The sequence below is a fragment of the Mycobacterium sp. ZZG genome, assembly GCF_054786995.1.
On record NZ_JBTBFV010000039.1, the window covers coordinates 24,895 to 51,190 of the forward strand.

The 26,296-nt window shown below is 67.4% G+C and carries 24 protein-coding genes and 1 tRNA gene; 9 read left to right on the plus strand and 16 right to left on the minus strand.

What is annotated here, in order from left to right:
* Positions 1-56: 56 nt before the first annotated feature.
* The 3 genes from ACXMYJ_RS19910 to ACXMYJ_RS19920 are packed head-to-tail and all read left to right on the plus strand — an operon-like array spanning position 57 to position 2,850.
* A complete protein-coding gene (locus tag ACXMYJ_RS19910) occupies positions 57-1,358 on the plus strand; it encodes an alpha/beta hydrolase (protein WP_460358653.1) in 1,302 nt (433 codons plus the stop codon).
* Positions 1,359-1,368: 10 nt separating this feature from the next.
* Entirely contained in the window at positions 1,369-1,611 is a 243-nt protein-coding gene (locus ACXMYJ_RS19915; RefSeq protein ID WP_260752379.1) for a PspA/IM30 family protein, read from the plus strand.
* Between the two features lie 48 nt (positions 1,612-1,659).
* Positions 1,660-2,850, plus strand: coding sequence for a winged helix DNA-binding domain-containing protein (locus tag ACXMYJ_RS19920; RefSeq protein ID WP_443186628.1), 1,191 nt, complete (start codon positions 1,660-1,662; stop codon positions 2,848-2,850).
* Here ACXMYJ_RS19920 and ACXMYJ_RS19925 read toward each other — a convergent pair.
* Together ACXMYJ_RS19925 and uvrA are read right to left on the minus strand one after the other, a co-directional pair.
* The gene (locus ACXMYJ_RS19925; protein WP_460358635.1) at positions 2,823-3,338 is read right to left on the minus strand and encodes a GNAT family N-acetyltransferase; all 516 of its coding nucleotides are present in this window, start codon (positions 3,336-3,338) and stop codon (positions 2,823-2,825) included. The genes ACXMYJ_RS19920 and ACXMYJ_RS19925 overlap by 28 nt on opposite strands.
* Before the next feature lie 2 nt (positions 3,339-3,340).
* A complete protein-coding gene (uvrA, locus tag ACXMYJ_RS19930) occupies positions 3,341-6,256 on the minus strand; it encodes an excinuclease ABC subunit UvrA (RefSeq protein ID WP_260752370.1) in 2,916 nt (971 codons plus the stop codon).
* A 167-nt stretch (positions 6,257-6,423) separates the two neighbouring features.
* Here uvrA and ACXMYJ_RS19935 point away from each other — a divergent pair, with 167 nt between their 5' ends.
* Positions 6,424-7,101, plus strand: a complete 678-nt coding sequence (locus ACXMYJ_RS19935; protein ID WP_260752368.1) for an MBL fold metallo-hydrolase — start codon at positions 6,424-6,426, stop codon at positions 7,099-7,101.
* A 34-nt stretch (positions 7,102-7,135) separates the two neighbouring features.
* Complete coding sequence (locus tag ACXMYJ_RS19940) at positions 7,136-8,020, plus strand: fructose bisphosphate aldolase (protein WP_443186627.1); 885 nt, start codon at positions 7,136-7,138, stop codon at positions 8,018-8,020.
* An 84-nt stretch (positions 8,021-8,104) separates the two neighbouring features.
* Here ACXMYJ_RS19940 and ACXMYJ_RS19945 read toward each other — a convergent pair whose 3' ends face one another.
* The 9 genes from ACXMYJ_RS19945 to uvrB all read right to left on the minus strand — a co-directional run bounded on the left by ACXMYJ_RS19945 (position 8,105) and on the right by uvrB (position 15,660).
* Positions 8,105-8,548 (minus strand): universal stress protein, encoded by a 444-nt coding sequence (locus ACXMYJ_RS19945; RefSeq protein WP_260752366.1) that lies wholly within the window; start codon positions 8,546-8,548, stop codon positions 8,105-8,107.
* A gap of 204 nt (positions 8,549-8,752) precedes the next feature.
* Positions 8,753-9,712: a hypothetical protein gene (locus tag ACXMYJ_RS19950; protein WP_313901320.1), complete on the minus strand. Its 960-nt coding sequence runs from the start codon at positions 9,710-9,712 to the stop codon at positions 8,753-8,755.
* A 162-nt stretch (positions 9,713-9,874) separates the two neighbouring features.
* Complete coding sequence (locus ACXMYJ_RS19955) at positions 9,875-10,552, minus strand: cutinase family protein (protein WP_260752362.1); 678 nt, start codon at positions 10,550-10,552, stop codon at positions 9,875-9,877.
* A gap of 129 nt (positions 10,553-10,681) precedes the next feature.
* Positions 10,682-11,002, minus strand: coding sequence for a DMT family transporter (locus tag ACXMYJ_RS19960; RefSeq protein ID WP_260752361.1), 321 nt, complete (start codon positions 11,000-11,002; stop codon positions 10,682-10,684).
* Positions 11,002-11,328: a DMT family transporter gene (locus ACXMYJ_RS19965; RefSeq protein WP_260752360.1), complete on the minus strand. Its 327-nt coding sequence runs from the start codon at positions 11,326-11,328 to the stop codon at positions 11,002-11,004. The genes ACXMYJ_RS19960 and ACXMYJ_RS19965 overlap by 1 nt, the downstream gene beginning before the upstream one ends.
* The gene (locus ACXMYJ_RS19970) at positions 11,328-11,888 is read right to left on the minus strand and encodes a TetR/AcrR family transcriptional regulator (RefSeq protein ID WP_260752351.1); all 561 of its coding nucleotides are present in this window, start codon (positions 11,886-11,888) and stop codon (positions 11,328-11,330) included. The genes ACXMYJ_RS19965 and ACXMYJ_RS19970 overlap by 1 nt, the downstream gene beginning before the upstream one ends.
* Positions 11,889-11,950: 62 nt before the next feature.
* Positions 11,951-12,021, minus strand: a tRNA-Cys gene (locus ACXMYJ_RS19975).
* A 48-nt stretch (positions 12,022-12,069) separates the two neighbouring features.
* Entirely contained in the window at positions 12,070-13,461 is a 1,392-nt protein-coding gene (locus ACXMYJ_RS19980; RefSeq protein WP_460358640.1) for an MFS transporter, read from the minus strand.
* Between the two features lie 39 nt (positions 13,462-13,500).
* Positions 13,501-15,660 (minus strand): excinuclease ABC subunit UvrB, encoded by a 2,160-nt coding sequence (gene uvrB / locus ACXMYJ_RS19985; RefSeq protein ID WP_260752348.1) that lies wholly within the window; start codon positions 15,658-15,660, stop codon positions 13,501-13,503.
* Between the two features lie 82 nt (positions 15,661-15,742).
* On the opposite strand from uvrB, the gene ACXMYJ_RS19990 reads away from it, so the two are divergent.
* Both ACXMYJ_RS19990 and ACXMYJ_RS19995 read left to right on the plus strand, forming a co-directional pair.
* Positions 15,743-16,249 (plus strand): ribonuclease FAU-1 family protein, encoded by a 507-nt coding sequence (locus ACXMYJ_RS19990; RefSeq protein ID WP_260758103.1) that lies wholly within the window; start codon positions 15,743-15,745, stop codon positions 16,247-16,249.
* 86 nt (positions 16,250-16,335) lie between these two features.
* Complete coding sequence (locus tag ACXMYJ_RS19995) at positions 16,336-16,860, plus strand: hypothetical protein (protein WP_260752347.1); 525 nt, start codon at positions 16,336-16,338, stop codon at positions 16,858-16,860.
* Here the strand turns inward: ACXMYJ_RS19995 and coaE are convergent.
* The 3 genes from coaE to rpsA all read right to left on the minus strand — a co-directional run bounded on the left by coaE (position 16,857) and on the right by rpsA (position 20,879).
* Positions 16,857-18,074, minus strand: coding sequence for a dephospho-CoA kinase (coaE, locus tag ACXMYJ_RS20000; protein WP_260752346.1), 1,218 nt, complete (start codon positions 18,072-18,074; stop codon positions 16,857-16,859). The genes ACXMYJ_RS19995 and coaE overlap by 4 nt on opposite strands.
* Before the next feature lie 25 nt (positions 18,075-18,099).
* A complete protein-coding gene (gene aztD / locus ACXMYJ_RS20005; RefSeq protein WP_260752339.1) occupies positions 18,100-19,323 on the minus strand; it encodes a zinc metallochaperone AztD in 1,224 nt (407 codons plus the stop codon).
* Between the two features lie 116 nt (positions 19,324-19,439).
* Complete coding sequence (rpsA, locus tag ACXMYJ_RS20010) at positions 19,440-20,879, minus strand: 30S ribosomal protein S1 (protein WP_260752338.1); 1,440 nt, start codon at positions 20,877-20,879, stop codon at positions 19,440-19,442.
* Between the two features lie 152 nt (positions 20,880-21,031).
* Here rpsA and ACXMYJ_RS20015 point away from each other — a divergent pair, with 152 nt between their 5' ends.
* Positions 21,032-22,234: a PrsW family intramembrane metalloprotease gene (locus tag ACXMYJ_RS20015; RefSeq protein WP_460358644.1), complete on the plus strand. Its 1,203-nt coding sequence runs from the start codon at positions 21,032-21,034 to the stop codon at positions 22,232-22,234.
* Here the strand turns inward: ACXMYJ_RS20015 and ACXMYJ_RS20020 are convergent.
* Together ACXMYJ_RS20020 and polA are read right to left on the minus strand one after the other, a co-directional pair.
* Positions 22,231-23,040 carry an acyl-CoA thioesterase gene (locus tag ACXMYJ_RS20020; protein ID WP_443186623.1) on the minus strand — a complete coding sequence of 270 codons (810 nt, stop codon included), beginning with the start codon at positions 23,038-23,040 and terminating at the stop codon, positions 22,231-22,233. The two genes, ACXMYJ_RS20015 and ACXMYJ_RS20020, sit on opposite strands and share 4 nt — an antisense overlap.
* A gap of 83 nt (positions 23,041-23,123) precedes the next feature.
* Positions 23,124-25,859 carry a DNA polymerase I gene (gene polA / locus ACXMYJ_RS20025; protein ID WP_460358646.1) on the minus strand — a complete coding sequence of 912 codons (2,736 nt, stop codon included), beginning with the start codon at positions 25,857-25,859 and terminating at the stop codon, positions 23,124-23,126.
* Positions 25,860-26,013: 154 nt separating this feature from the next.
* On the opposite strand from polA, the gene ACXMYJ_RS20030 reads away from it, so the two are divergent.
* A partial coding sequence (locus ACXMYJ_RS20030; protein WP_460358648.1) for a Zn-ribbon domain-containing OB-fold protein occupies positions 26,014-26,296 on the plus strand: 283 nt, incomplete at its 3' end.

The window sequence follows — 26,296 nt, forward strand, 5'->3', positions numbered from 1 at the left end:
AGGAGGATCACAGCTCGTCTACAGCCACGCCGGTCAATCTGGATGTCGTGACGTTGATGCACGGTTGGTTGCCGGTGGCGGTGCAGACCCTGACGCTCGTCGCCGTGATCACCGCGGTCGGGTGGCGGAACCGGCGGTGGCGCATGGTGTGGGTGCCGTGGTCGGCGCTGATCGGGGCGGTGCTCGCGTTCGCGGTGTACTGCTATATCAGGTCGGCCGGGGTCGCCGACGACACCAATCCGGCACCGCGCACCTTCTGGGTATGGATCGCGTTGTCCGGCTTCACTTTCGGTGTGTTGGTGGCGGGCTGGCGCGGGGCGGGGTGGTGGCGCCGGGGCGCGGCCGCGCTGGCCCTGCCGCTGTGCGTGCTCTCCACGGCGTTGGTGTTGAACCTGTGGGTGGGCTACTTCCCCACCGTGCAGACCGCATGGAACCAGCTCACCGCGGAACCGTTGCCCGACCAGACCGACCAGGTCACGGTCGCGGCGATGGCGAGCCGGCACCATGTCCCGATCAAGGGCAGTGTGGTCGCCGTCGACATCCCAGGCAGCGCATCGGCTTTCAAGCATCGGCAGGAGTTCGTCTACCTGCCTCCCGCATGGTTTGCCACTGATCCTGCCCCGGCGCTGCCGGCAGTGATGATGATCGGCGGCGAGTTCAACACCCCGGCCGACTGGATGCGCGCCGGCGGCGCGGTCAAGACGCTCGACGACTTCGCCGCCGCGCACGGCGGTGACGCACCGGTGGTCGTGTTCGTCGATCCGGGCGGGACGTTCAACAACGACACCGAATGCGTCAACGGCACCCGCGGCAACGCCGCCGACCACCTCGTCGGCGATGTCGTGCCGTACGTCAAGTCCAGGTTCGGTGTCGGCGCGAACTGGGGTGTCGTCGGATGGTCGATGGGCGGCACCTGCGCAGTCGATCTGGCCGTCATGCACCCCGACGTGTTCGGCACGTTCGTCGACATCGCCGGTGACGCCGCACCCAACGCCGGCACCCAGGCCGAGACGATCGACCGTCTCTTCGGGGGCGACGCCGCCGCGTACGCGGAGTTCGATCCGGCGGCGGTGATCACCCGGCACGGCCCCTACCGCGGCGTGGCCGGCTGGTTCGACGTCAACGACGCCGTCGGCGTGGCCGGGGATCCGAAACCCAATGCCCAGGCGGTGGCCGCAAATTCGCTGTGCGCGCTCGGTCACTCGGCGGGGATCGGCTGTGCGGTGGTGAGTCAGCCGGGAAATCACGACTGGCCGTTCGCCTCGACGGCGTTCACCGCCGCGCTGCCCTGGCTCGCGGGCAGGATCGGAACCCCGTCGGCGCCGCAAGTGGACCTGCCCGGGACAGTCCGCGGGTAGCGTGGGGACCATGCCGGACATTCCCAGCGGCGAACCCGAAACGGGTTACACCTCGGACGGGGTGCCGACCTTCGATTCCGTTCGCGAAAAGATCGAGACGCGGTATGCGACCTCGATCGGCTCTGCCGAACTCGCCTCGGAGACGCCGGAGGGACGCGCCGTCGAGGATCAGTACGACGCGCGCCAGCGCGCGGCCGCCGAGCGGCTCGCCCAGATCCGGGAATCGATGGCGCCGGAGCCGGACGAGAAGTAGCCGCGCTCTCATCAAGGTGTCGGCCCCTGGCGGTACCGTTCGACCTCGATGCGGTCTATCACACTCGACGAGCGGCGCGCCCGGCTCGCCGTCCGTCATCTGCTGGTCCCCCAACCGGACGCGCCGGCGACGGCCGAGGCGGTTACCGGCCGGCTGGTCGGGCTGCACGCCACCGACCCGGCCACTCCTCACCTGTCGCTGTGGAGCAGGGTGCCCGGATACCGCGTCGCCCATCTGAACGCCGCACTCTACGAACAGCGCTCGCTGATCAAGCACCTCGCGATGCGCCGGACGCTGTGGGTGATCCGTCCGGACGACCTGCCGGCCGTGCAATCGGCAGCCGGCGTGCGCGTCGCCGGCAACGAAGCCCGCCGACTGGCTCTCGACGTCGAGAAGGCGGGCGTGGCAGACGACGGCCGGCAATGGCTCGAGACCGCCTGTGCGGCGGTGATTCGGTATCTGCACGAGGCCGGACCGTGCACGGCGCGGCAGCTACGGGAAGCACTTCCCGAGCTGACCGGAACTCACAACCCCGCCCCGGGCAAGGCGTACGGCGGGGAAGGCCACCTGGCACCGCGGGTGCTGACCGTGCTCTCCGCGCGGGGCGACATCGTGCGCGGCCCCAACGACGGCGGCTGGACCACCTCGCGGCCCCGGTGGGTTCAGGCCCGGCAGTGGCTGGCCCCGACCGAACCGATGCTGCCCGAGCGGGCGCGGGCCGCACTCGTCCGCCGATGGTTGTACGCCTTCGGACCTGCCACCGTCACCGACGTCAAGTGGTGGTTCGGCACCACCCTCGGCTGGGCCCGGCAGGCCCTGGCCGACCTCGACGCCGTCGAGGTCGACCTGGACGGTGTGCCTGGATACGTCCTGCCAGGAGACGACGAACCTGTCGCCACCGCGGCCCCCTGGTGTGCGCTGTTGCCCGCACTGGACGTCACGACGATGGGATGGGCGGAACGCGCCTGGTATCTCGGGCCGCACCGTGACAGCGTGTTCGACCGCAACGGCAACGGCGGCCCCACAGTGTGGGTGGACGGGCGCATTGTCGGTGCGTGGCGCCAAGACGCGGACGGGCGGGTACAGCTGGTGCTGCTCGAAGACGTGGGAAGCCAAGTACGCAAAGCACTTTCAGACCGTGCCGATGCGCTGACGGAATGGCTGAGCGGGGTGCGGGTGAATCCGCGGTTCCCGTCCCCCGCGAGCAAGGGTCACGCGGGCTCAGACAGCGTCCGCTGAAGCAGGATGGTGTCCAGCCATCTGCCGTGTTTGAACCCGACCGCCGACAACCGTCCGGCCTCGGTGAAGCCGCGCCGGCGGTGGAGGGTCAGCGACGCATGCGCATCAGCGTCCACGATGACGGCGATCACCTGCCGGATCCCGGCTGCCGCGCAGTCGTCGAGGAGCCTGTCCAGCATGGCTCCGCCGACACCTCGACCCGCCGCGGCGGGCGCGACGTAGACGGAGTCCTCGACCGTGAAGCGGTAGGCACGGCGGGTCTTCCATGGTGCGCAGTAGGCGAAACCGAGCACCTCACCGTCCGCGACGGCGGCAACGTAGGGCAGGCCGGCGCCGGTCACCGCCGCCATGCGGCGCGCCAGGTCGTCCGGTTCCGGTGGATCCATTTCGAACGTCGCCACGCCCGTTTCCACGTAGTGGGTGTAGATCGCGCCGATGGCTTCCACGTCGCCCGGCCCCGCGGGCCGGATGGTCACAGCGCTGGGCACGGTCAGGCGCTGACCTTGCTCCGGTTGCGCGACTTCGGCTTCGGCTTCAGCGTGGGACGAGCCACCCCGAGCGTCTCGGCCAGGAAATGCCCCGTATAACTGTCCGGATTGGCGGCCACATCCTCGGGCGTGCCGGTGGCGACCACGGTGCCGCCACCCGAACCACCTTCGGGCCCCATGTCGACGACCCAGTCGGAGGTCTTGATCACGTCGAGATTGTGCTCGATGACGATCACTGTGTTGCCCTTGTCCACCAGGCCGTTGATCACCTTCAAGAGCTTGCGGATGTCCTCGAAGTGCAGCCCCGTGGTCGGCTCGTCGAGGATGTAGATAGTCCGGCCGGTGGAACGTTTCTGCAGTTCGGAGGCGAGCTTCACGCGCTGGGCTTCGCCACCAGACAGCGTGGGCGCGGGTTGGCCCAGCCGGACATACCCCAGCCCGACGTCGACCAGCGTGTTGAGGTACCTGTGAATCGAACTGATCGGCGCGAAGAACTCGGCCGCCTCCTCGATCGACATGTCCAGCACCTCGGCGATGGTCTTGCCCTTGTAGTGCACCTCCAGGGTCTCGCGGTTATAGCGAGCGCCCTGGCACACCTCGCAGGGGACGTACACGTCGGGCAGGAAGTTCATCTCGATCTTGATGGTGCCGTCGCCCGAGCATGCCTCACAGCGGCCACCCTTGACGTTGAACGAGAACCGGCCCGGCTGGTACCCGCGGACCTTGGCTTCGGTGGTCGCGGCGAACAGGGTGCGGATCTTGTCGAACACCCCGGTGTAGGTCGCCGGGTTGGAGCGCGGGGTCCGCCCGATCGGAGACTGGTCGACGCGGACGAGCTTGTCGAGGTGGTCGAGTCCGTTGATACGGGTGTGCCGGCCCGGCACCAGCCGGGCGCCGTTGAGCTTGTTGGCCAGTACCGAGGCCAGGATGTCGTTGACCAGCGTGGACTTGCCCGATCCGGACACCCCCGTCACCGAGGTGAGCACTCCGAGTGGGAAGGCCACGTCGATGTCGCGCAGATTGTGTTCGCGCGCCCCGACGACGGTGAGCTGGCGCTTCTTGTCGACCACCCGGCGCAGCTCCGGCACCTCGATCTGTTCCTTGCCCGACAGGTAGGCACCGGTGATCGAATCCGGATTCTTCAGTAGGTCCTCGTAGGGCCCGCTGTGCACGATCTGACCGCCGTGCTCGCCGGCCGCGGGCCCGATGTCGACCACCCAGTCGGCGTGGGCGATGGTGTCGAGGTCATGCTCCACCACGATCAGGGTGTTGCCCAGGTCGCGCAGCCGGACCAGGGTGTCGATCAGCCTGCGGTTGTCGCGCTGATGCAGACCGATCGAAGGCTCGTCGAGCACGTAGAGCACGCCGACCAAGCCTGACCCGATCTGCGTGGCCAGCCGGATGCGCTGTGCCTCCCCGCCCGAAAGCGTGCCCGCCGCGCGCGACAGCGACAGATAGTCCAGCCCGACGTCGAGCAGGAACCCGAGCCGGGACTGGATCTCCTTGAGCACCTGACCGGCGATCGCGGCTTCCCGGCGCCCCAGGGTCAGCGCGTTGAGGAACTCCGCGCACTCGGCGATCGACAGCTCGGCGACCTCGGCGATGGACTTCGGGCCGAACTTCCCGGCGGTCATCGTCACCGCGAGGATCTCCGGTTTGAGGCGGGTGCCGTTGCACTCCGGGCACGGCACGTCACGCATGAAACCCTCGAGCCGTTCCTTGGTTTGCTCGGAGTCGGTCTGCTCCATGCGGCGGTGCAGGAACGCCATCACGCCTTCGAAGTCGGCGTAGTACGACCGGGTGCGTCCGTAGCGGTTCTTGTACCGGACGTGCACCTGTTCGTCGCAGCCCTCCAGGATTGCCCGGCGCGCCTTGGCCGGCAGCTTCTTCCAGGGGGTGTTGACGTCGAACCCAAGTTGGTCGCCCAAACCGGACAGCATCCGGGTGAAGTACTCGGCGGTGTTGCCCATCGACCAAGGCGCGATCGCCCCCTCGGCCAGGGTCAGGTCGGGATCGGGCACCACGAGGTCAGGGTCGACCTCCTTGCGGATGCCGAGACCCAGGCATTCCGGGCACGCGCCGTAGGGCGAGTTGAACGAGAACGACCGGGGCTCGAGATCGTCGACGGCCAGCGGGTGTCCGTTCGGGCAGGCCAGCTTCTCCGAGAAGCGCTGCTCGCGGTGCGGGTGATCGTCGTCGCGGTCGACGAACTCCAGCACGACGATGCCGTCTGCGAGGTTCAGCGCGGTCTCCACCGAGTCGGTCAGGCGCTGCTTGGCGCTCGCCTTGACCGTCAGTCGGTCCACCACCACTTCGATGTCGTGTTTTTCCTGCTTCTTCAGCTTCGGTGGCTCGCTCAGCGGATAGACCACCCCGTCGACCCGCACCCTGCTGTAGCCCTGCGTGTTGAGCTTGTCGAACAGGTCCACGAACTCGCCCTTGCGGGTGCGCACCACCGGCGCGAGCACCTGGAACCGGAGTCCCTCGTCCATCGCGAGGACCTGGTCGACGATCTGCTGCGGGGTCTGCTTGGCGATCCGCTCGCCACACACCGGGCAGTGCGGGGTGCCCGCGCGGGCATACAGCAGACGCAGGTAGTCGTACACCTCGGTGATGGTGCCGACCGTCGAGCGCGGGTTGCGGTTGGTGGACTTCTGGTCGATCGACACCGCCGGGGAGAGACCCTCGATGAAGTCGACATCGGGTTTGTCCATCTGCCCGAGGAACTGGCGGGCGTACGCCGACAGCGATTCGACGTAGCGCCGCTGGCCCTCGGCGAAGATCGTGTCGAAGGCGAGCGACGACTTGCCCGACCCCGACAGCCCGGTGAACACGATCATGGCGTCGCGCGGCAGGTCGAGGTCGACTCCGCGCAGATTGTGCTCCCGGGCACCCTTGACAACTAGGCGGTCAGCCACCGATGCCCCTTCTGATACTCAAATGTCTCTCGGCCCTGTTTCGTGCGTGGGCGCAGTACAGAACCATGCTAGGTCTGATCACCGACAAGCCTTCTGCGACGGTGCCGCCGCCGCATTCTGCGACGGTGCCGACGCTGCCCGGAGAGCACGAAGTAACGTGAGTGCCCATGACAGTCGTCGACGACAACTACACGGGCCACGTCGAGCCCCAGCGAGCGGCGCGACGCACACTTCCGGGCGCGTCGATCATCAAGGTGTCGGTGGGCCCTATGGACAACAACGCCTACCTGATCACCTGTTCCCAGACCGGTGAGACGTTACTCATCGATGCCGCCAACGACGCGGGCATCCTGCTCGAGCTCATCGACAAGCACGCCCCGACGCTGTCGCTGATCGTCACCAGCCATCAGCACCAGGACCACTGGCTGGCGTTGAAGGACATTGTGGACAGCACCGACGCTCCGACGGCGGCGCACAGCCTGGACGCCGGTCCGCTTCCGGTGAAGCCGGACCGACTGCTGTCCGGCGGCGACACCCTCAGCGTTGGGCAATTGAACTTCGACGTCATCCATCTGCGCGGCCACACACCCGGATCGGTGGCTCTGGCGCTGAGCGGGCCGGCCACCGACGGCAGGGTGCACCTGTTCACCGGTGACTGCCTGTTCCCCGGCGGTGTCGGCAAGACCTGGAAGGAAGGCGACTTCGAACAGCTTCTCGGCGATGTCACCGAGCGCGTGTTCGACGTCTTCGGTGATCAGACCGTGGTGTATCCAGGACACGGCGACGACACGACGCTCGGGACCGAACGCCCCCGTCTGGGCGAATGGCGCGAGCGCGGTTGGTGACCGCGGTATCGAGAAGAAGGTTCAGGAAGGGATCATGAGCAGCGATCAGTTCAGCAAGGCCAAACGGGGGGCCGGGTTCATTGCCGCACTCGACCAGAGCGGTGGCAGCACGCCCAAGGCGCTCAAGCTCTACGGCATCGCCGAGGACGCATACTCCGGTGACGCCGAGATGTTCGATCTGGTGCACCAGATGCGGACCCGCATCATCACCAGCCCGAGCTTCGACGGTGACCGGATCCTCGGGGCCATCCTTTTCGAGGACACCATGGACCGGCAGATCGAAGGCCGCGACACCGCCGACTACCTGTGGAACGTCAAGCAGATCGTCCCGTTCCTGAAGGTCGACAAGGGCCTGGCTGAGGAGAAGGACGGCGCTCAGGTGATGAAGCCGATCCCCGGCCTTGACGATCTGCTCGCCCGAGCCCGCGACAAGGGTGTTTTCGGCACCAAGATGCGGTCGGTGATCAAGCTCCCGGGCGCAGGCCTGGAGGAGGTCGTCAAGCAGCAGTTCGAGATCGGACGGCAGATCCTGGCCGCCGGCCTGGTGCCGATCATCGAGCCGGAGGTGGACATCCACAGCCCCGAGAAGGGCAAGGCCGAGGAACAGCTGAAGGCCGCGATCCTCAAGGAGCTCGACGGCCTGGGCGATGATCAGGCCGTCATGCTGAAGCTGACGTTGCCGGACGTCGACAATCTCTACCGCGAGCTCGTCGAGCACCCGAAGGTGCTGCGCGTCGTCGCGCTGTCGGGCGGCTACAACCGGGATCAGGCCTGCGACAAGCTCGCAGCCAACCAGGGCGTCATCGCCAGCTTCTCCCGTGCGCTGACCGAGGGGCTGACCGCCCAGCAGAGCGACGACGAGTTCAACGCCGCGCTGGACGCCGCCATCACCGCGATCGCCAAGGCGTCGAACACCTGATCTGCGACATGAAAAGAACCCTGGGCCGGCGGTGCCGGCCCAGGGTTCTTTCTCGTTAGTTCCAGATCAGTCGTTCGTTCCAGGTCAGGAGGTGTGCACGATCAGCACGTCGCTCTTGGATCGTCGCGCCACGTTGGCCGGAACGGATCCGAGCAGTCGGCCCGCGATCGTGCTCAGGCCCACGTTGCCGACGACCAGCAGGTCGGCCTTGACCTCCTCGGCGAGATCGACGAGCGCGTCCACCGGCGCTCCCACGATCGCCTTCTCTTCGATGTCCTGCGCACCGGCGGCCTTGGCCCGGTCGCGGGCCTCCCGCAGGATCGCGTAGATCGGAGCGTTGCCGGACATCTTGTAGCCCTCGTCCTTGAGCACGTCCGCGGCGCGCGCGTCCTCGTTCTGAGGGAAGTAGGCGGTCGCGACAATGAGCTTCGCGTTCGCCCCGGCAGCGATCTGACCGGCGCGGTCCACGGCACGCAGCGACGAATCAGATCCGTCCGTACCAACCACCACCGTTTGATAGGCGCTCATCCATATCCTCCCAGGGTCAGTTGCAACGCCACCCGAGACAGTAGCCTGCTGGCAGGCGAACCTGGGTGCGAATCACCACACAACGATGGCAGTTGCCCGGTTTTCATTCCATCACATGCAGGCAACGTCACTCGACGCACGTGACGTGACGCCCGGTACACGACGAGCAATCACACAGTGCGCCACCACGAGAATTGCCGTGCCTCACCATTGCTCGCGGTTCCGCTTCGGCCCGACCTCCTGCAGTGCGGGTTCGCCGCCCGGTGGCGCACCGGCCGACCACGCGGTGCCCTCGCAGACCAGGTCACGCGGGACCGGCAGGGTGGCGGGCAACAGCGGCAACGCAGGAACCGCGTCGCCCAACGGCACGGGCGGCAGACCCAGAGGCGCCGCCGGCACCGGTGCCGCCGCGGGCACCGGGACGACCGGGACGACGGGACCGGGCGCCGCCGGGGGTACCGACGCCGCATGCAGCACCGGCGCCGATTCGGCGGGCACCACAGCGTCGGCGGCCGGCGCCGCCGCAACCGGCGCGGGTATTGCCGGTGGCACTGCTGGTTCGGCGGATGCCGATACCGGAGCGGGTGCCTCTACGGCCGGAAGTGGCGCTGCAGCAACAGGTTCGACGACCGCCGGCGCCGAAGCCACCGGCAGGGCTGCCGCCGGCTCAGGCGCGGGCGCCACCGCGGCCAACTCCACCGGCGCCGCGAGCGGTACCGGTGGGGCACCGGCAGTCACCACCGGCGGCCCCGCCGGCGGGACGACTACCGGAATCGGCGGTGCCGCAACGGGAACCGCGGGCACGACGGGGACGGACGCGGCCGCGGGGGGCGCAGGCACCGCCGCGGCGTGAATGACGGCAGCGGCCTCCACCGGAGGTGGCAGCGGACCCGGTGCCGCGAGCGCTGCGACACCGTGCACGACATCGGCGACGGGAATGGCCGGCATCGCCGGCGGCTCCTCGGGGACAACATTGCCCAGCGCGTTGGCGGCGGTGTCGAGGGTCTCGGGAACGCTGGGCGGTTCGGCGGCCAACTGCTGCACCATCTCCAGGCACGGGACGCCGGGGCTGGGTTCGGCGGCAGCGGGTGCGCAGTAGATGGCCGGCCATATGACGCTGAGTGCGAGCGCAGCGACGCCGATGCGGTCGACCATGGGTGACATCGTCTTTCCTCGTGCTTCCAACGGTGCCCCCACCCGTAGTGAAAACCTAGCGGGAATCACGATCAATTGACGGATCGGTTACCGAACCGATACCGCTCAGACCTCGCATGGTGACCCGACGATCTACGCAGACCAGAACCGTTGCAAATCCGGCAAATTCGCTCACGAATCCCGGCCGAGAACCCGATTCGTGACGAAAGTCGCCGCCTCGTTCACCATTCCGTTCCACGGATACGACCAGTGGGCAAACATGTTGTTACCACGAGAGCAGTACGGGTCTCCGTCGGCGCACAGGTCGATCGTCATGTGCGCGTACTGCGGGCTGATCTCGGTCAGCGGCCCGAGCATGGCCTGGTCCCGAGACGGGTTGGCGAACACCGCAACCGCGACCACGTGGTTGACCATCGCGTCGGGAAGTGGTGCGGGGGTGAAGAACCAGATCTTGCGGTTACCGATGGTGATCAGGTCGATGACCCCGGCACCCTGCGACATCCCCCCGAGGACGATCTTGGTCTGGGGACACATGCCGGCCACGTACTGCACGTGCTTGTTGGCATCCACCGCGCCGGCCGATGTCGACTTCGAGAAGTTCCAGCTCGCCGGATAATTGACCGCGTAGGCCGAGACCTTCTTCCCGAGCAGCTTCTTCTTCACGGCATCGACGAACGCCCTCCCGACCGGGCCGAAACCCTGCTTGTCACTCGTGCCGCGGGCGAAAACGATCTCGACATCAGGGCATGACACAGCCCCAGCAACAGGAGCAGCCGCGGTGGAGACCGACAGCGCCGAGGCCGTCACCACCGCAACACACAGCGATCGGACCACCTGGCATGCGCGCACGCGACAACGCTGACACACTTCTAGCAAAGTTGAACTACACGGCAACGCAACGGTGATCCAATAGATGCCGTTCCGTGCTGCAACAAAATGTGCATTGCCGTCAGCATGCGGATAATCGCGCCACCCAGCTCAGTGGCTGGATCCGAGCTCGACCAGCAGCACCCCGACAGCGATGAGTACGATCCCGCCCATCATCCGCCGGTTCAGCGGCTCATCGAACAGCAATCTCGACGCCAGCGCCGTCAACGCCACCCCGGCCGCTGCCCAGATGCCGTAGGCGACACCGAGGGGCATCCCGTGGCGCAGCGAGAACCACAGCAGCGTGAAGGCCAGCACATACCCGACGGCCACGATCGCGTAGAACGACGACCGCCCTCTGGCGGCGACCCGCAACGCGAGCGTCCCGGTGACCTCGCTGGCGATGGCTGCGATCAGGAAGAGGTACTGCATCATTGCGCCTCATGCCGGGAGCCGGTCTCGACCAGCACCACGCCGCCGATGATGCACAGCAGGCCGACACCCATGACCGCCGTGAGTGCCTCGCCGAAGAGCACCGCGGACAGCACCGCGGTCAACGCCACACCTGCGGCGCCCCAGATCGCGTACGCCACACCGAGTCCCATCCCCCGTTTGAGGACAATCGCCAGAAAGACGAAGGACGCGAGGTAGCCGAGCGCAACGACGATGTAGAGCGCCGGTGCGGTGGCCGACCCTTTGAGCGACAGCGTCGCCGCGACCTCACTGCCGATGGCCAGTCCCAGGTACAGCCATGTCATCAGGCCTTCTCCCCCAGCAACTCAAGCGCCAGCGAAAGCACCTGCGGCCGTTCGTGTTCAGCGAGCGGGAAGGTGGCGGACGAATCGGACAGCCACGCACCGTCGGCGAGCATCCTCGCCGCATGCAGGCGGGCGCGCTCCTGCGGCGGCAGACCGGACGGGACGTGCACCCAAGGGTGAAAACGCTCGGTCCAGCGGGCGAGCATGCGGTCGGCCGTCTTCGGGTCGCTGAGCATCACCAGGTCCGACCGCCGATGCCGGGTCAGCAGCGCCCACCGCAGGTAGGCGCTCAGGCGTTGCCGCGGCGACGCCGCGTCGAGTGGAACGTCGAGGCAATGGGCCAATTGCCGCTCCTGGGAGTCCACGATGTGGTCGACCAACGCCTCCATCAGCGCGGACTTCGTCGGAAAGTGGTACAGCAGTCCCGGCTTGGTCAGCCCGCACGCCTGCGCCACGGAGTCGAAGGAAACCGGGGTGCCGGCGTCGAGCAGGTCGCGGGCGGTGTCGAGGATGCTCGTCAGCGACGATGGGCGCCCGCGGACCGGAGGGGTCGAAGTCACCGGTTTACTTTACCGTCCGGTTGGTAAAGTAAACCGGCGGGTGACCACGGATACTTCATGCGAGCGAGTGACGGGATTCGAACCCGTGTAAACGGCTTTGCAGGCCGGTGCCTAGCCACTCAGCCACACCCGCACTGAATACGAGTGTCGCAGTGCGCTGTCGGTGCGGGAACAGTTCGGATCAGCGTGATCGTGAGCGACTACTGAAGGTCGAAGCCACCGTCGCGCCGGCGGCGAGCATGGCGAAGACGCCGAACAACCACCGCGCCGCGGCAGCGTCGCCCGCGCTCGCCAGATTGGCAATGACTCCGGCCAGCGCCGCACCGAACGCCGCCGAGATCACCTGCACGGTGTTGATCGCCGCCGCGGCCGCGGGCCCCTCGGCCGGATCGTCCACCTTGCTCATCGCCCACGCCGACAGATGCGGCCACGCCATACCCACCCCCGCCCCGCTGATCATCAGACCCACTGCCCAGATCGCGACCAGCACCGGCCCGGTGTCGCCGCGTTGGATCACCGCGCAGATCATCAGCCCGGCGGCCATCACCAGCGGTGCGACCGCGACCGTGCGCTGCCCCGTCAGCGAAGCGCTAGCGATCTCGCTCACCGTCCACCCGATCGCAAGTCCGGCGCCCAGGAATCCGGCCGCCACCGGTGTCAGATGCGCGAGCCGCTGACCGAACAGCGGCACATACATGTCGACCATCGTCGCGGCCATCAGCGCGCCGAGCGTCAGGTAGATCCATTTCAGCGGTCCCGGCTTGAAAGCACTGGGCGGCAACACCGAAGCACCGGCCCGCTTGTCGATGACGACGAACACAACCACCAGGCCGACACCGACGGCCACCAACGCCACGGTGAGCCGCGGATCGTCCGCGACCCCGGCAACGCTGACCGACAGCGCGGCCGCACCGAGCAGCATCAGCGACTGCAGCGGCGCGCGGAAGGGCTGCCGAGCGGCCGCGGCGATGCCGGAACGCGATGGCAGGGCCAGCGGCAGCAGCGCCGACATCACGGTGGTCAGCACCACCAGAACACCGAAAGCCCAACGCCATGAACCATATTGGGCGAACAAGCCGCCGGCGGCCGGCCCGGCCAGCGTGCCCACCCCCCACATCGCCGATACGAGTGCCGACGCTTTGGTCCACAGCGCGCGCGGCAACACCGTGTTGATCACCGCGTACCCGAGGCCGGCCAGCAGGCCGCCCGCGGCGCCCTGCACGGTGCGTCCGACGAGCAGCCACTCCATGGCCGGCGCGGCAGCGCATCCGAGGCTGCCGAGCCCGAACACGGTCAGGCCCAGCAGGTATGCCGACCGCGGCCCCACACGCATCAGCACCGGATGCACAGTGGCCGCCGCCATCACCGACCCGACCAGGTACACCGTCGTCACCCACGCGTAGAACCGGTAACCGCCGATGTCGGCCACCGCACTGGGCATCAGGCTGATGGTCAGGAACTCATTGGTGGCGTACAACGCAACACCACCGGCGAGCACCGTCGAGGCACCGAGGTTCTTGGGGCCGAGCAGTTCACGCCAGCTGTTTGCGACCACGGTTTCGGTCTCGGTCACGGTCTCGACCGTAGGACCTCAACAGCGGTTGAGATCAAGTCATTTGAGACCCGCGGCGTCCATGCCACGGAGTTCCTTCTTCAGGTCGGCGATCTCGTCACGGATGCGGGCCGCCAACTCGAACTGCAGGTCTCGTGCCGCGGCCATCATCTGCGCGGTCAGATCCTTGATCAGGTCGGCGAGCTCGGCGCGCGGCATGTTGGAGGTGTCGCGGCCCTCGATCACCCCGGCGCTCACCGCACGGCCCGGTTCACCGGGCGCGCGCCGGCCCCGTGACGCGTTGCGGCCGGAGCCACCGACCTCCACCGCCTCGGTATCGTCGGCCTCCCGGTACACCTGGTCAAGGATGTCGGCGATCTTCTTGCGCAACGGCTTCGGATCGATGCCGTGCTCGGTGTTGTAGGCGATCTGCTTGGCGCGGCGGCGCTCGGTCTCGTCGATGGCCTGCTTCATCGAATCGGTCACCTTGTCGGCGTACATGTGCACCTCGCCGGAGACATTTCGCGCCGCACGACCGATGGTCTGGATCAGGCTGCGCGGCGACCGCAGGAACCCCTCCTTGTCGGCATCGAGGATCGCCACCAGGGACACCTCCGGCAGGTCGAGACCCTCTCGCAACAGGTTGATGCCGACCAGCACGTCGTACTCACCGAGGCGCAGCTGACGCAGCAGCTCCACCCGACGCAGGGTGTCGACCTCCGAGTGCAGGTAGCGAACGCGGATCCCCATCTCCAGCAGATAGTCCGTCAGGTCCTCGGCCATCTTCTTGGTCAGTGTCGTCACGAGCACGCGCTCGTCACGTTCGGTCCGCTTGCGGATCTCACCGATCAGGTCGTCGATCTGGCCCTTGGTCGGCTTGACGATGACCTGGGGGTCGACCAACCCGGTCGGACGGATGACCTGCTCGACGAACTCACCGTCGGCCTGGCTGAGCTCGTAGGAACCGGGCGTCGCCGACAGGTACACGGTCTGACCGATCCGGTCGGCGAACTCCTCCCAGGTCAGCGGACGGTTGTCCACCGCCGACGGCAGCCGGAATCCGAAGTCCACGAGGTTGCGCTTGCGGGACATGTCGCCCTCGTACATGCCGCCGATCTGCGGCACGGTCACATGGGACTCGTCGATGACGAGGAGGAAGTCCTCGGGGAAGTAGTCGATCAACGTGGCGGGCGCGGTGCCCGGACCGCGGCCGTCAATGTGCCGCGAGTAGTTCTCGATGCCCGAACAAAAGCCGACCTGGCGCATCATCTCGACGTCGTAATTGGTGCGCATCCGCAGCCGCTGGGCCTCCAGCAGCTTGCCCTGCCCCTCCAGCTCGGCCAGGCGCTCCTCGAGTTCCTGTTCGATGCTTGCGATGGCCTGGGCCATGCGCTCGGGTCCGGCGACGTAGTGGGTGGCCGGGAAGATCCGCAGCGAGTCGACCTTGCGGATGATGTCGCCGGTGAGCGGGTGCAGGTAGTACAGCTCTTCGATCTCGTCGCCGAAAAACTCGATGCGCACCGCGAGCTCTTCGTAGGACGGGATGATCTCGACGGTGTCGCCCCGGACCCGGAAGGTACCGCGGGTGAACGCCATGTCGTTGCGGGTGTACTGCACGTCGACCAGCAGCCGCAGCAGGTCGTCGCGCGGCACCTCGTCGCCGACCTTGAGCTCGACCGAGCGGTCCAGATAGGACTGCGGGGTGCCCAGACCGTAGATGCACGAGACCGACGCGACCACCACCACGTCGCGGCGGGACAGCAGGTTCGACGTCGCCGAGTGGCGTAGGCGCTCCACGTCGTCGTTGATCGAGCTGTCCTTCTCGATGTAGGTGTCGGTCTGCGCGATGTACGCCTCGGGTTGGTAGTAGTCGTAGTAGGAGACGAAGTACTCGACGGCGTTGTTGGGCAGCATCTCCCGCAACTCGTTGGCCAGCTGCGCGGCCAGCGTCTTGTTCGGCGCCATCACCAGGGTGGGACGCTGAAGCCGTTCGATGAGCCAGGCGGTGGTCGCCGACTTACCGGTGCCGGTGGCGCCCAGCAGCACCACGTCCTTCTCCCCCGCCCGGATGCGGCGTTCCAGCTCGTCGATGGCGGCGGGCTGATCGCCGGCGGGCTCGTATTCGCTGACCACCTCGAAGCGCCTGCCGGTGCGGACGATCTCGTCCACGGGGCGGTACTCCGAGTGCGCAAGCACTGGGTGTTCGGTCGCAAAAGCCATTTCACCAGGGTAGAACCTGATACCGACACGTTCTGTTCCTGCAGCACGCGACCAGCAGCCGCCTGCGCTTATCCTGGTCGGCATCCACCCTCCCAAGCACGAGACCTTCGACCTTGCGGCCGGCACCAACACCGACCCCAAGGGCATCGTCCGGGCGGTCGAGCGGTACACCGTTCGGCCGTGGGGGCTGTACATGGCCCGGCCGGCACCCGGGCGTGCTCAGTTCCACTACCTGGAGTCGTGGATGCTGCCCACCCTCGATCTGCGGGTGACGGTGTTCCATTTCAACCCGGGGCACGAGCGTGATCAGGACTTCTATCTCGATGTCGGCGTCTACCGCCCGGGCCCGACCTGCTGGGAGGGGACAGACCACTATGTCGACCTCGTGGTGCGCACCGGACAGGACGTGCAGGTCAGCGACATCGACGAGTTGGCCACCGCACTCGCCGAAGGGCTGCTCGACCGGCAGGCCGGCGAACGTGCGATCCGCACGGCGGTCACCACCGTCGAGGCGCTGGCCCGACACGACTACGACCTCGACCGGTGGTTGTCCGGGCTCGGGATGCCGTTGACCTGGCGCGGTCTGTAACGGTCGCGGGTGCGCCTGCGATCTTGATTCCGATGGCCATGACTGTGTATGCGACCGAGCAAAGACGGACGGTAATCTCTCGTTTCATGGTTGCCGCCCCGCGCACGCGGACCGCTGTTACGACCGCCGCCGCCCTGGTGGCCGCCGTGCTGGCGGCCCCGGTCGCCTCGGCTCAACCGCAGGACCCCGCCACCGAGATCCAGCCGGCCCCGGCCGAGCCGGAGGTGCTTCACAACGTCCTCTACCGGGCCCGCGCCGACGGCACCTCTCGGGGCGCGGTGGTCGCGTACCGGATGGACGACGAGAACGTCAACAGCGCGCAGCCCACGCTGCTGCCCGGCCAGACCTTCGAGATCAACGCCGTGCTCGCCGATCCCGCAAAGGCGGGCATGGAGCTGTCGATCGAGTGGCCGTACGGATCGAACCTGCACTGCGAGATCCTCGTGGACGATCAGATCGTGGCGAAGGCCGATCAGTTCATCGCGCCGCGACTGTTCCGGCCGAAAGACGATCCGCTCTACGGGGTCCTGCAGTGCGGTGCACCGTTGAACCTTCCGATCGATGGCGGGTCGCCTGCGCCCGCCGAGCCGGCGGTTGCGGACGCTCCCTAGCCCGACGGCCGCCAGCCGGTGGCCTGCGCCCACTCCCAGGCCCGGCGGTAATTGTCGAGGAACCACGGCTCCTTCGCGTCGGCGTAGGCCCCCGTGGTCGGATGCTCCCGCGCGGTGACGCCCTGCTTGAGCTCGAGGTACTCGGACTGAGCAGCGGGGTTGGCTTTCAGCCAATCGACGAACAGCAGGGCGAACTGCTGGTTGGGCCAGCCGTCCACCCGCACGTGCACGTTGGTCGGGCGTCCCGGGTCGGCCGAGCAGTACAACCGCTTGCCCCACCGGTCGGCGCTGTCGGAGTGGTCGAATTCGGCCACGGTGCTGCGCCCGTCGGGCTTGCCGACATCGGAGGTGACCGAGGTGGGCACATACCCGGCGCCCCGCATCGCCTCGGCGAGTTCGTCGGCGACCTCCAGAGACGGCACGGTCACCTGCACGTCGATCACGTCCCTGGCGTCCAGGCCTGGTACCGCGGTCGAGCCGATGTGGTCCACCCGCGAGGCGCGGTGACCGCAGGCGGTCCGCAACCGGGCCAGGATCCGTTGCGCCTGCGCCGGCCACTGCGGGTCGGCCGGGACCAGCTGCGGCGCCGATGACGCCGGGGTGCCCGCCTCGAGGTTGCGGGCGAACGGCTGGATGCGCTCATGCCACAACGCGCGGGCCTTCTCCACGAGTTCGCCGGCGCTGCCCGAGTTGTCCAGCCAGACGTCGGCCACGACGCGGCGCTGTTCTTCGGTGGCCTGTGCCGCGATGCGCGCCCGGGCGTCCTCCTCGGAGAAATTGCGGTACTCGATCAGGCGTTTGACCCGCACGTCCTCGTCGGCGTGCACGATCACCACCAGCGGGAACATCGGCGCCATCTGCGATTCGACCAGCAGGGGGATGTCCTCGACGATCACGGCATCGTGCGCGGCGGCCTCGATCAGCTCCGAACGGCGTTGTCCCACAAGGGGATGCACGATCCCATTCAGCGTGGCCCGCTTGTCCTGGTCGCTGAACGCGATCGCCGCCAGCGCCGGCCGGTTCAATGCGCCGTCGGGCAGCAGGATCTGCTCGCCGAACGCGTCGACCAATTTGGCCAGGCCGGGGGTCCCCGGTTCGACCACCTCGCGGGCGATCACGTCGCCGTCCACGACGATCCCGCCGAGCTCGCTGAACGTCGCCGACACCGTCGACTTGCCCGCCCCGATTCCTCCGGTCAACCCAATGCGCAGCACTGCATCAGTGTGTCAGGCCGTGCCGTCAGCCTTCGACCCCCGTCAGCTCGACCGGCCGGTGGCTCAGCGCGGTATCGGCGACCACCGAACCGTTCGCGAGGTCGATTGCGACCAGACGCCGTGCGTGCGGATCGCTGACGTAGGCCACGCCGTCCTGGACGTGCAGGTTCGGCATCGGAGACTGCCACTCGTCGGGCTCGGTCCACGCCCCGATCGCCGGGAAGTACCCGATGCGCTGCGCACTGACCGGATCGAACACATGCAGGGCACCATCGGTGCCCAGGATCACGGCCTCCCCTTCGGGGCCGCGGTCCAGGGAACGGAAGCTGTAGCTGGCCTCCAGCGGGATCACGCGCAACGAGCCCGTCGCGGTGTCGGTCAGCGTGAACCGTTGCGGCCGTTCGATGTCGGCTTCGGGCTCGGTCTTGTAGTCACCGAGAACGACCGGGGATTCCTCGCTGCCGGCCTGGTTTCCGATGCGGCCGTAGGGATCTGGGCTGGAGACCTTCTGAATGTCGTTGCCGCGCACGATGAGCAGGCCGTCCTCGCAGCCGAACGTCAGCACTCCGCCGGCCGCCGCCGCCTCGCCGTGCAGACCCGGGCACTCATCGGTCGCGGCGATCCGGGTTCCCGCCGCGTCGAGGGTCTCCAGGCCGGTGCGCCCGCGCTCGTCACCGACGCTGACGACCACGGTGCCGTCCTGTCGCGCCACCGCGACTCCGTGATGCGGACTTGTCGTCAGCACATTTTCGGCGTCCCCGTCGCCGTCGAGCAGCGCGTGCGGGTCAACCACGTCGACGGCCCCGGTGCCGTCGCTGAACAGGGTCAGCCGGTCGTCGTGCGCGACGACGTGGCCGGGCTCGTCACCGCCGAACCGCAGGTCGGTCAACGCGGGTTCGGCGGTGTAGTGGTGCCCGTGATCACCGTGCGCGTCCGTCCAGGTCCCCATGTCGAGCACCGCGAAGCCGTCGGCCTGGGAGACCAGGACGTGGCGTCCGTTGGCGGCGGCGTTGAGCCGGACGAACCCGTCCAGCGGGATGTCGGCGATCTGCTGCAGCGTGGCCGCGTCGAGAACCAGCACTCCCCCGTCATAGCTCAACGCCAGGCGCGGCGTCGGTGACGACTCCTCGGTCTGTGCGGCCGGAACGCGCGATTCGGACTGCTCGATGGGCGGCGCACTCTCCGGCGTGGCGCAGCCGGCACCGAGAAGGGCCGCGGACAGGACAGCGAACAGTCGGGTTGTCGTCATGGGCACGATCCAACACGTTAATGAAAATCATTGTCAAAAAGCGATACGTGCACCTGTCGGATCCGGAGACGACGAAGGCCCCGACTCCACGGAGCCGGGGCCTTCGATCGGAATTGTCAGGCGTTGCCTGCGAGCTTCTCCCGCAGGGCGGCGAGCTGAGCATCGCTGGCCAGCGAGCCACCCGTCGACTCCTCGGACCGCGACGATCCGTTGGCGACCGGCTTGGCCGCCTCGGCGGCCTCGGCAGCGGCGAACTTCTCCATCTGCGCGGTGTGCATCTTGTGGCGGCGCTCGGCCTCGGCGTACCGCGCCTCCCACTCGTCACGCTGCTTCTCGAAGCCTTCGAGCCACTCGTTGGTGTCGGCGTCGAAGCCCTCGGGGAAGATGTAGTTGCCCTGGTCGTCGTAGCTGTCGGCCATGCCGTACTTCCAGGCCTCGAACTCGTCGGAGTAGTCCTCGTTGGCCTGCTTGAGGCTCAGCGAGATCCGGCGACGCTCCAGGTCGATGTCGATGACCTTGACCATCGCGTCGTCGCCGACCTGGACCACCTGGTCGGGCACCTCGACGTGACGCTCGGACAGCTCCGAGATGTGCACCAGGCCTTCGATGCCCTCCTCGACGCGGACGAACGCACCGAACGGCACCAACTTGGTGACCTTGCCCGGAACGATCTGACCGATCGCGTGGGTGCGGGCGAAGTGACGCCACGGGTCTTCCTGGGTCGCCTTGAGCGACAACGAAACCCGCTCCCGATCCATGTCGACGTCGAGCACCTCGACGGTGACCTCGTCGCCCACCTGGACGACCTCGGACGGGTGGTCGATGTGCTTCCAGGACAGCTCGGAGACGTGCACCAGACCGTCGACACCGCCGAGATCGACGAACGCGCCGAAGTTGACGATCGAGGACACCACACCCTTGCGGATGGCGCCCTTGGTCAGCTGATTGAGGAACTCGCTGCGCACCTCGGACTGGGTCTGCTCCAGCCAGGCGCGGCGGGACAGCACCACGTTGTTGCGGTTCTTGTCGAGCTCGATGATCTTTGCCTCGATCTCCTTGCCGATGTACGGCTGCAGATCGCGGACGCGACGCATCTCCACCAGCGAGGCGGGCAGGAAGCCGCGCAGGCCGATGTCGAGGATCAGGCCGCCCTTGACGACCTCGATGACGGTGCCCTTGACGGCCTCGTCCTTTTCCTTGAGCTCTTCGATGGTGCCCCAGGCCCGCTCGTACTGAGCGCGCTTCTTGGACAGGATCAGGCGGCCTTCCTTGTCCTCCTTGGTGAGGACCAGAGCTTCGACCTCGTCGCCGACGGACACAACCTCATTGGGGTCGACGTCGTGCTTGATGGACAGCTCACGGGAAGGGATGACGCCTTCAGTCTTGTAACCGATGTCGAGCAGGACCTCGTCGCGGTCCACCTTGACGATGGTCCCTTCGACGATGTCGCCATCGTTGAAGTACTTGATGGTCTTGTCGATGGCGGCGAGGAAGTCTTCCGCGGAGCCGATGTCGTTGACGGCTACCTGCGGGGAAGTGACGGAGGGACTTGGCATGTGGTGGGTTGCTCCGGACAGGTTTAATCGTAGGGACAGATGAGTGTTTTGTTGGCGGCACCCGCGAATCGCACACACAGGTACACGTCGAGGCTACTCGACTGGGTCCATGCAGGACAAACCCGCCTCCCCTGACCCGCTACCCTGCTGTCGTGGCGTACGCCGGCGCTCCTGGGGGGCCTCACCGATTCCGTCATCTCGGAGCGCCGTTCGCGCGTCGAGTCCGCACGGTCGGCGCACCGTTGGGCCTGCTCATCGCGCTGGGCACCCTGGCGGGGCTGATCGTCATCCTGCTGACACTGGCCAACCCGGTCGGGACCGCGATCGGGTTCGTGCTGTCCAGCGTGGCGATGGCCGTGGTGGTGCTGGCCTATCTGTGGCTGGACCGCTTCGAGCCTGAGCCACCGCGACTACTTCTGCTGGCGTTCATCTGGGGCACGTCGGTGGCGGTCGTCGTCTCGGCGCTCCTGCAGATCTTTCTGGACGCGTGGCTCAATCCCGCGGTGGATCCCGACGCGACCGGCGTCAGCCCATTCACGCTGGTCATCGGCGCACCGGTCACCGAGGAGGCCGCCAAGGGACTGTTCCTGCTGCTGATGATGACCGGCGCCAGACGCAACGAGATGAATTCGCTGACCGACTGCCTGGTGTACGCCGGGCTGGTCGGGGCCGGCTTCGCCTGGCTGGAAGACATTCTCTACATCGCCAACGGTGAGTCGCTGGCGGACTCTCTGGTGACCGCGGCGCTGCGGCTGGTCATGGGGCCGTTCGCGCATTCGCTGTTCACCACGCTGTTCGCGCTCGGCGTCTGGTTCGCGCTGCAGCGACGCAGCGGCGCCGGAAAGGCCGGCTGCATCCTGCTGGGTTACGCGGGGGCGGTCGCGCTGCATGCGATGTGGAATGGCTCGTCGCTGCTGGGCACCGGCGCGTACTTCGGGATGTACGTGTTCTGGATGATGCCGGTATTCGCACTTGCGATCGCCCTGGCGGTCAACAGCCGGCGTCGAGAGCAGCGCATCGTCACCGAGAAGCTCCCCGGGATGGTTTCCGCGGGCGTCGTCACGCCGAACGAGGCCACATGGTTGGGGTCGATGGGGACCCGCAAGCAGGCCGTCGCCGAGGCCACCCGCTTCGGCGGAAAGGAGGCCGGTAAGTCGGTCAAGCGGTTCGCCCACGAAGTCGCCGGACTGGCTTTCGTCCGCGATCGCATCGATCGCGGCTTCGGCGACGACCGGGTGACGGCGCTGCTGTACGAGGACACCCATGCCGTGCATGCCGCCAGGTCGGCGTCTCCGGCGCTACAGCGGATGGCGGGTTTCCGGACCCACGCGCCGCAGTGGCCTAGGTCTTCCTAGGTCTTGAAGTAGACGACCTGGTGGGTGGTGACCAGCAGGTCGCCCGACCTGCTCCAGATCTCGCCCGACTGGTCGAAGTAGCCGCGCGCGAACCGGTTCGCACGGGACCGGCACAGCACGAATTCGCCGTCGACCGCGGACAGTTCATCCGCGTCGACATGGAAATAGGTGGTCAACGAGATGGTTCCGGCCGGACACAGCGCGCCGCGACGCAGGAACACCCGCGGGTAGAAGATGTCGCTGAGCGCGGCCAGGGACGGGAAGTCCACGGCGCGCCCCTGCCGGTCCCGCACCCACAACGTGGTGGTCGACGAGTCCACCGGCCCGCCGTCCGGCCCGGGGACGGCGCCCTCGACGTAGCGCATGTCGTAATTGCCGGCCCACACCACCATCTCGGGCAGACCGGTCGGCACGATGTCCTCCGGGGCGGGCGCCGAAGGTGGCTGTCGCTCGGTGTCCGACCAGGTGTCTCGGCGGAACCCGAACACCGCGGTGGCGTTGGTCCTGATCGAACCTTCCTGCGACAACTCGATCAGCCAGTGCTGATTGGTGCGGTTGGTGCGCACGGGCTTGGTGGCGATGTCGAATTCACCGTCGAGCACAGGCGCCACAAAGTTCACCGTCAACGCGACGGGGTCACCGGCGCGGTCGGGCTGCAATTGGACGGCACGCAGCAGCGCGGCGGCGGTCACCCCGCCGAACGGGCCGACCATGTTCGCCCAATCCGGGCTGGTGTGTCCGCGCAGCACTCCCCTCGACTCGGTGGGTTCGAGTTCGATCGCCGCCCCGAACGAGTGTTTCGGCATGCACGATCCTTCCGCCAATTATGTATGCAACCCTACATAATGCCGTGGCCTGAGCGGAAGCCGCGTCGACCGCACGGGTCCGGCTAATGCGCCGCGGAATCCCAGCTGCGGCCGTAGCCGACGGACACCTCCAACGGCACGTCGAGCTGATAGGCGCTGCCCATCTGCTCGCGCACCAGCGCGTCGAGCTGGTCGCGCTCGCCGTCGGCAACCTCGAACAGAAGCTCGTCGTGCACCTGCAGCAGCATGCGTGACGACAGACCTGCGTCTTTGATCGCCCGGTCCACGTTGATCATCGCGACCTTGATGATGTCTGCGGCGCTGCCCTGGATGGGCGCGTTGAGCGCGGCGCGTTCGGCGGCCTCACGCACCTGCCGGTTGCTGCTGTCGAGCTCGGGCAGATAGCGCCGACGACCGAACACGGTCGAGGTGTAGCCATCCTTGCGGGCCTGGTCCACCACGTCGCGCAGGTAGTCCCGCACCCCGCCGAACCGGGCGAAGTACTGCTCCATCTGTTCCTTGGCCTCTTCGGTGGAGATCTTGAGCTGCTGTGAGAGCCCGTAGGCGCTCAGCCCGTAGGCCAGTCCGTAGGACATTGCCTTGACCCGGCGCCGCAACTCGGCGGTGACCTCGTCGATCGGCACCGAGAACGCCCGGGAGGCGACGAACGAGTGCAGATCCTCGCCGGTGTTGAACGCCTCGATGAGACCTTCGTCCCGGGAGAGGTGAGCCATGATCCGCATTTCGATCTGGCTGTAGTCGGCAGTCATCAACTCGCCGTAGCCCTTGCCGACCACAAACGCGTCCCGGATCCGGCGCCCCGCCTCGGTGCGGATCGGGATGTTCTGCAGGTTCGGTTCCGTCGAGGACAACCGCCCGGTGGCCGCGATCGTCTGGTTGAACGTGGTGTGAATCCGGCCGTCGGAGGCGACCGCGTTGAGCAGCCCGTCGACGGTGACCTTCAGTCGGGTCGCGTCGCGGTGAGCCAGCAGATGCTGCAGGAAAGGATGCCCGGTCTTGTCGAACAGCGACTGCAGCGCGTCCGCGTCCGTGGTGTAACCGGTCTTGGTCCGCTTCGTCTTCGGCATCTCCAGCTCGTCGAACAGCACGACCTGCAGCTGCTTCGGTGAGCCCAGGTTGATCTGCTTGCCGATCACGGCATAGGCCGCCTCGGCAGCGTCGCGGATCTGGGCCGCGAACTCACTTTGCAGCCCCGACAGCATCTCCAGATCGACGGCGATGCCCGCGGTCTCGAGCTCTGCCAGCACCCGCTGCACCGGCAGCTCCATGTTGCCCAGCAGCGCTGTGGAGTCGATGCGCGCGAGTTCCTCGTCGAGCGCATCGGCGAGGTCGGTCACCGCGCTGGCACGCAGCAGCAAGGTCTGCACAGCCTGGTCGTCGACACCGTCACCGTCGTCGAGAAGCGAAAGCTGTTGTTGCTCAGGGTTGTCCGCACGCAGTTCACGTTTGAGGTAGCGCAGCGACAGATCGTCGAGGGCGAAACTGCGCTGCCCGGGACGAACCAGGTACGCGGCCAGAGCGGTGTCGGAGGTGACCCCTGCCAACGTCCAGCCCCGCCCCTGCAGGTCGTGGATCGCAAGCTTGGCCTCGTGCAGCGCCTTCGGCACTTCTGGATCAGCCAACCAGGACGCCAGCGCCTTCTCGTCCTCGGGACCGAGACGGGCGGTGTCGATGTAGCGCCCGTCGCCGCCTGAGGCGACGATCGCCAGCGCGGTCGCGTCGCTGTCGAAGGCGAGGTGGTTGCCGACCACGGCCAGTCCGAAGCGCCGGCCGTCGCTGTGCTCGGTCAGCCAGCCGGCCAGCGTGCCGGGTTCCAGCGCCTCACCGCGGACCTCGAACCCCTCGTCGACCTCGGGATCGGCCGAGGCCAGCGTGTCGAAGAGCCGGTCGCGCAGGACACGGAACTCGAGATCGTCGAACAGGCGGTGAATCTGGTCGCGGTTCCAGGGTTGCATGCGCAGCGCGTCGGGGGTCTGCGCCAGCGGAACGTCCTTGACAAGCTCGGTGAGCTCGCGGTTGAGCACGACGCTGGACAGGTGCGCGCGCAGCGCGTCGCCGACCTTGCCCTTGACCTTGTCGACGTTGTCGACCAGCGACTGCAACGAGCCGTACTCGGCGATCCATTTCGTCGCCGTCTTCTCGCCGACCCCGGGAATGCCGGGAAGGTTGTCGCTCGGGTCGCCGCGCAGCGCCGCGAAGTCCGGGTACTGCGCGGGGCTCAGCCCGTACTTCTCCTGGACGGCCTCGGGGGTGAACCGCGTCAACTCGCTGACGCCCTTGCGCGGATACAGCACCGTGACGTCGTCGCTGACCAGTTGCAGCGCGTCGCGGTCGCCGGTGACCACCAGCACGCGGTGCCCTTCGCTCTGGGCCTGCGTCGCCAGCGTCGCGATGATGTCGTCGGCCTCGAAACCGGGCTCGGCCAGCACCGTGATTCCCAGCGCGCCGAGCACCTCTTTGGTGATGTCGATCTGGCCGCGGAATTCGTCGGGCGTCGCCGAGCGGCCCTCTTTGTAGTCCGGGTATTTGTCCTTGCGGAACGTCTGCCGGGACACGTCGAACGCGGCTGCGATGTGGCTGGGCTGCTCGTCGCGCAGCAGGTTGATCAGCATGGCGGTAAACCCGTACACCGCGTTGGTGGTCAACCCGCCCTGGGTCTTGAAGTTCTCGGCGGGCAGCGCGTAGAACGCCCGGAAGGCCAGCGAGTTGCCGTCCAGCAGCATCAGGGTGGGCTTGGCGCCGGCCTCCGGTTTACCGGCTCTGGTCTCCGATGCAGTCTTGGCAGGGCTCACGGACATCACTCTAGGCATCTGGGCCGACAGCAGCTGCGCCCGTCGCCGCAATCATCGCGCCGGCCCGCTCGATGAGCGGACGCGCCGCCGGGAACTGACCGGACGACACGAAACTGGAACACGTTTCAGTTTCCCGGCCGGACTCGGTACGCTGACCCGCGTGTCAGCTTCTACGCAACCTGCGATCGACGGGTGGTTCGCCACGGATGGGTCGGGGGATCCGTATCTGATCGGTGGTAAGTGTCATCTGTGCGGGACGTTTGTGTTCCCGCCGCGGGCCGATAATTGCCCGAATCCCGGGTGTGAGGGTGATGAGCTGGCTCAGGTGCCGTTGTCGCGGCGGGGCCGGTTGTGGAGCTACACCGAGAACCGGTATGCCCCGCCGCCGCCGTATCCGTCCCCGGATCCGTTCGAGCCCTTCGCCGTCGCGGCGGTCGAACTGG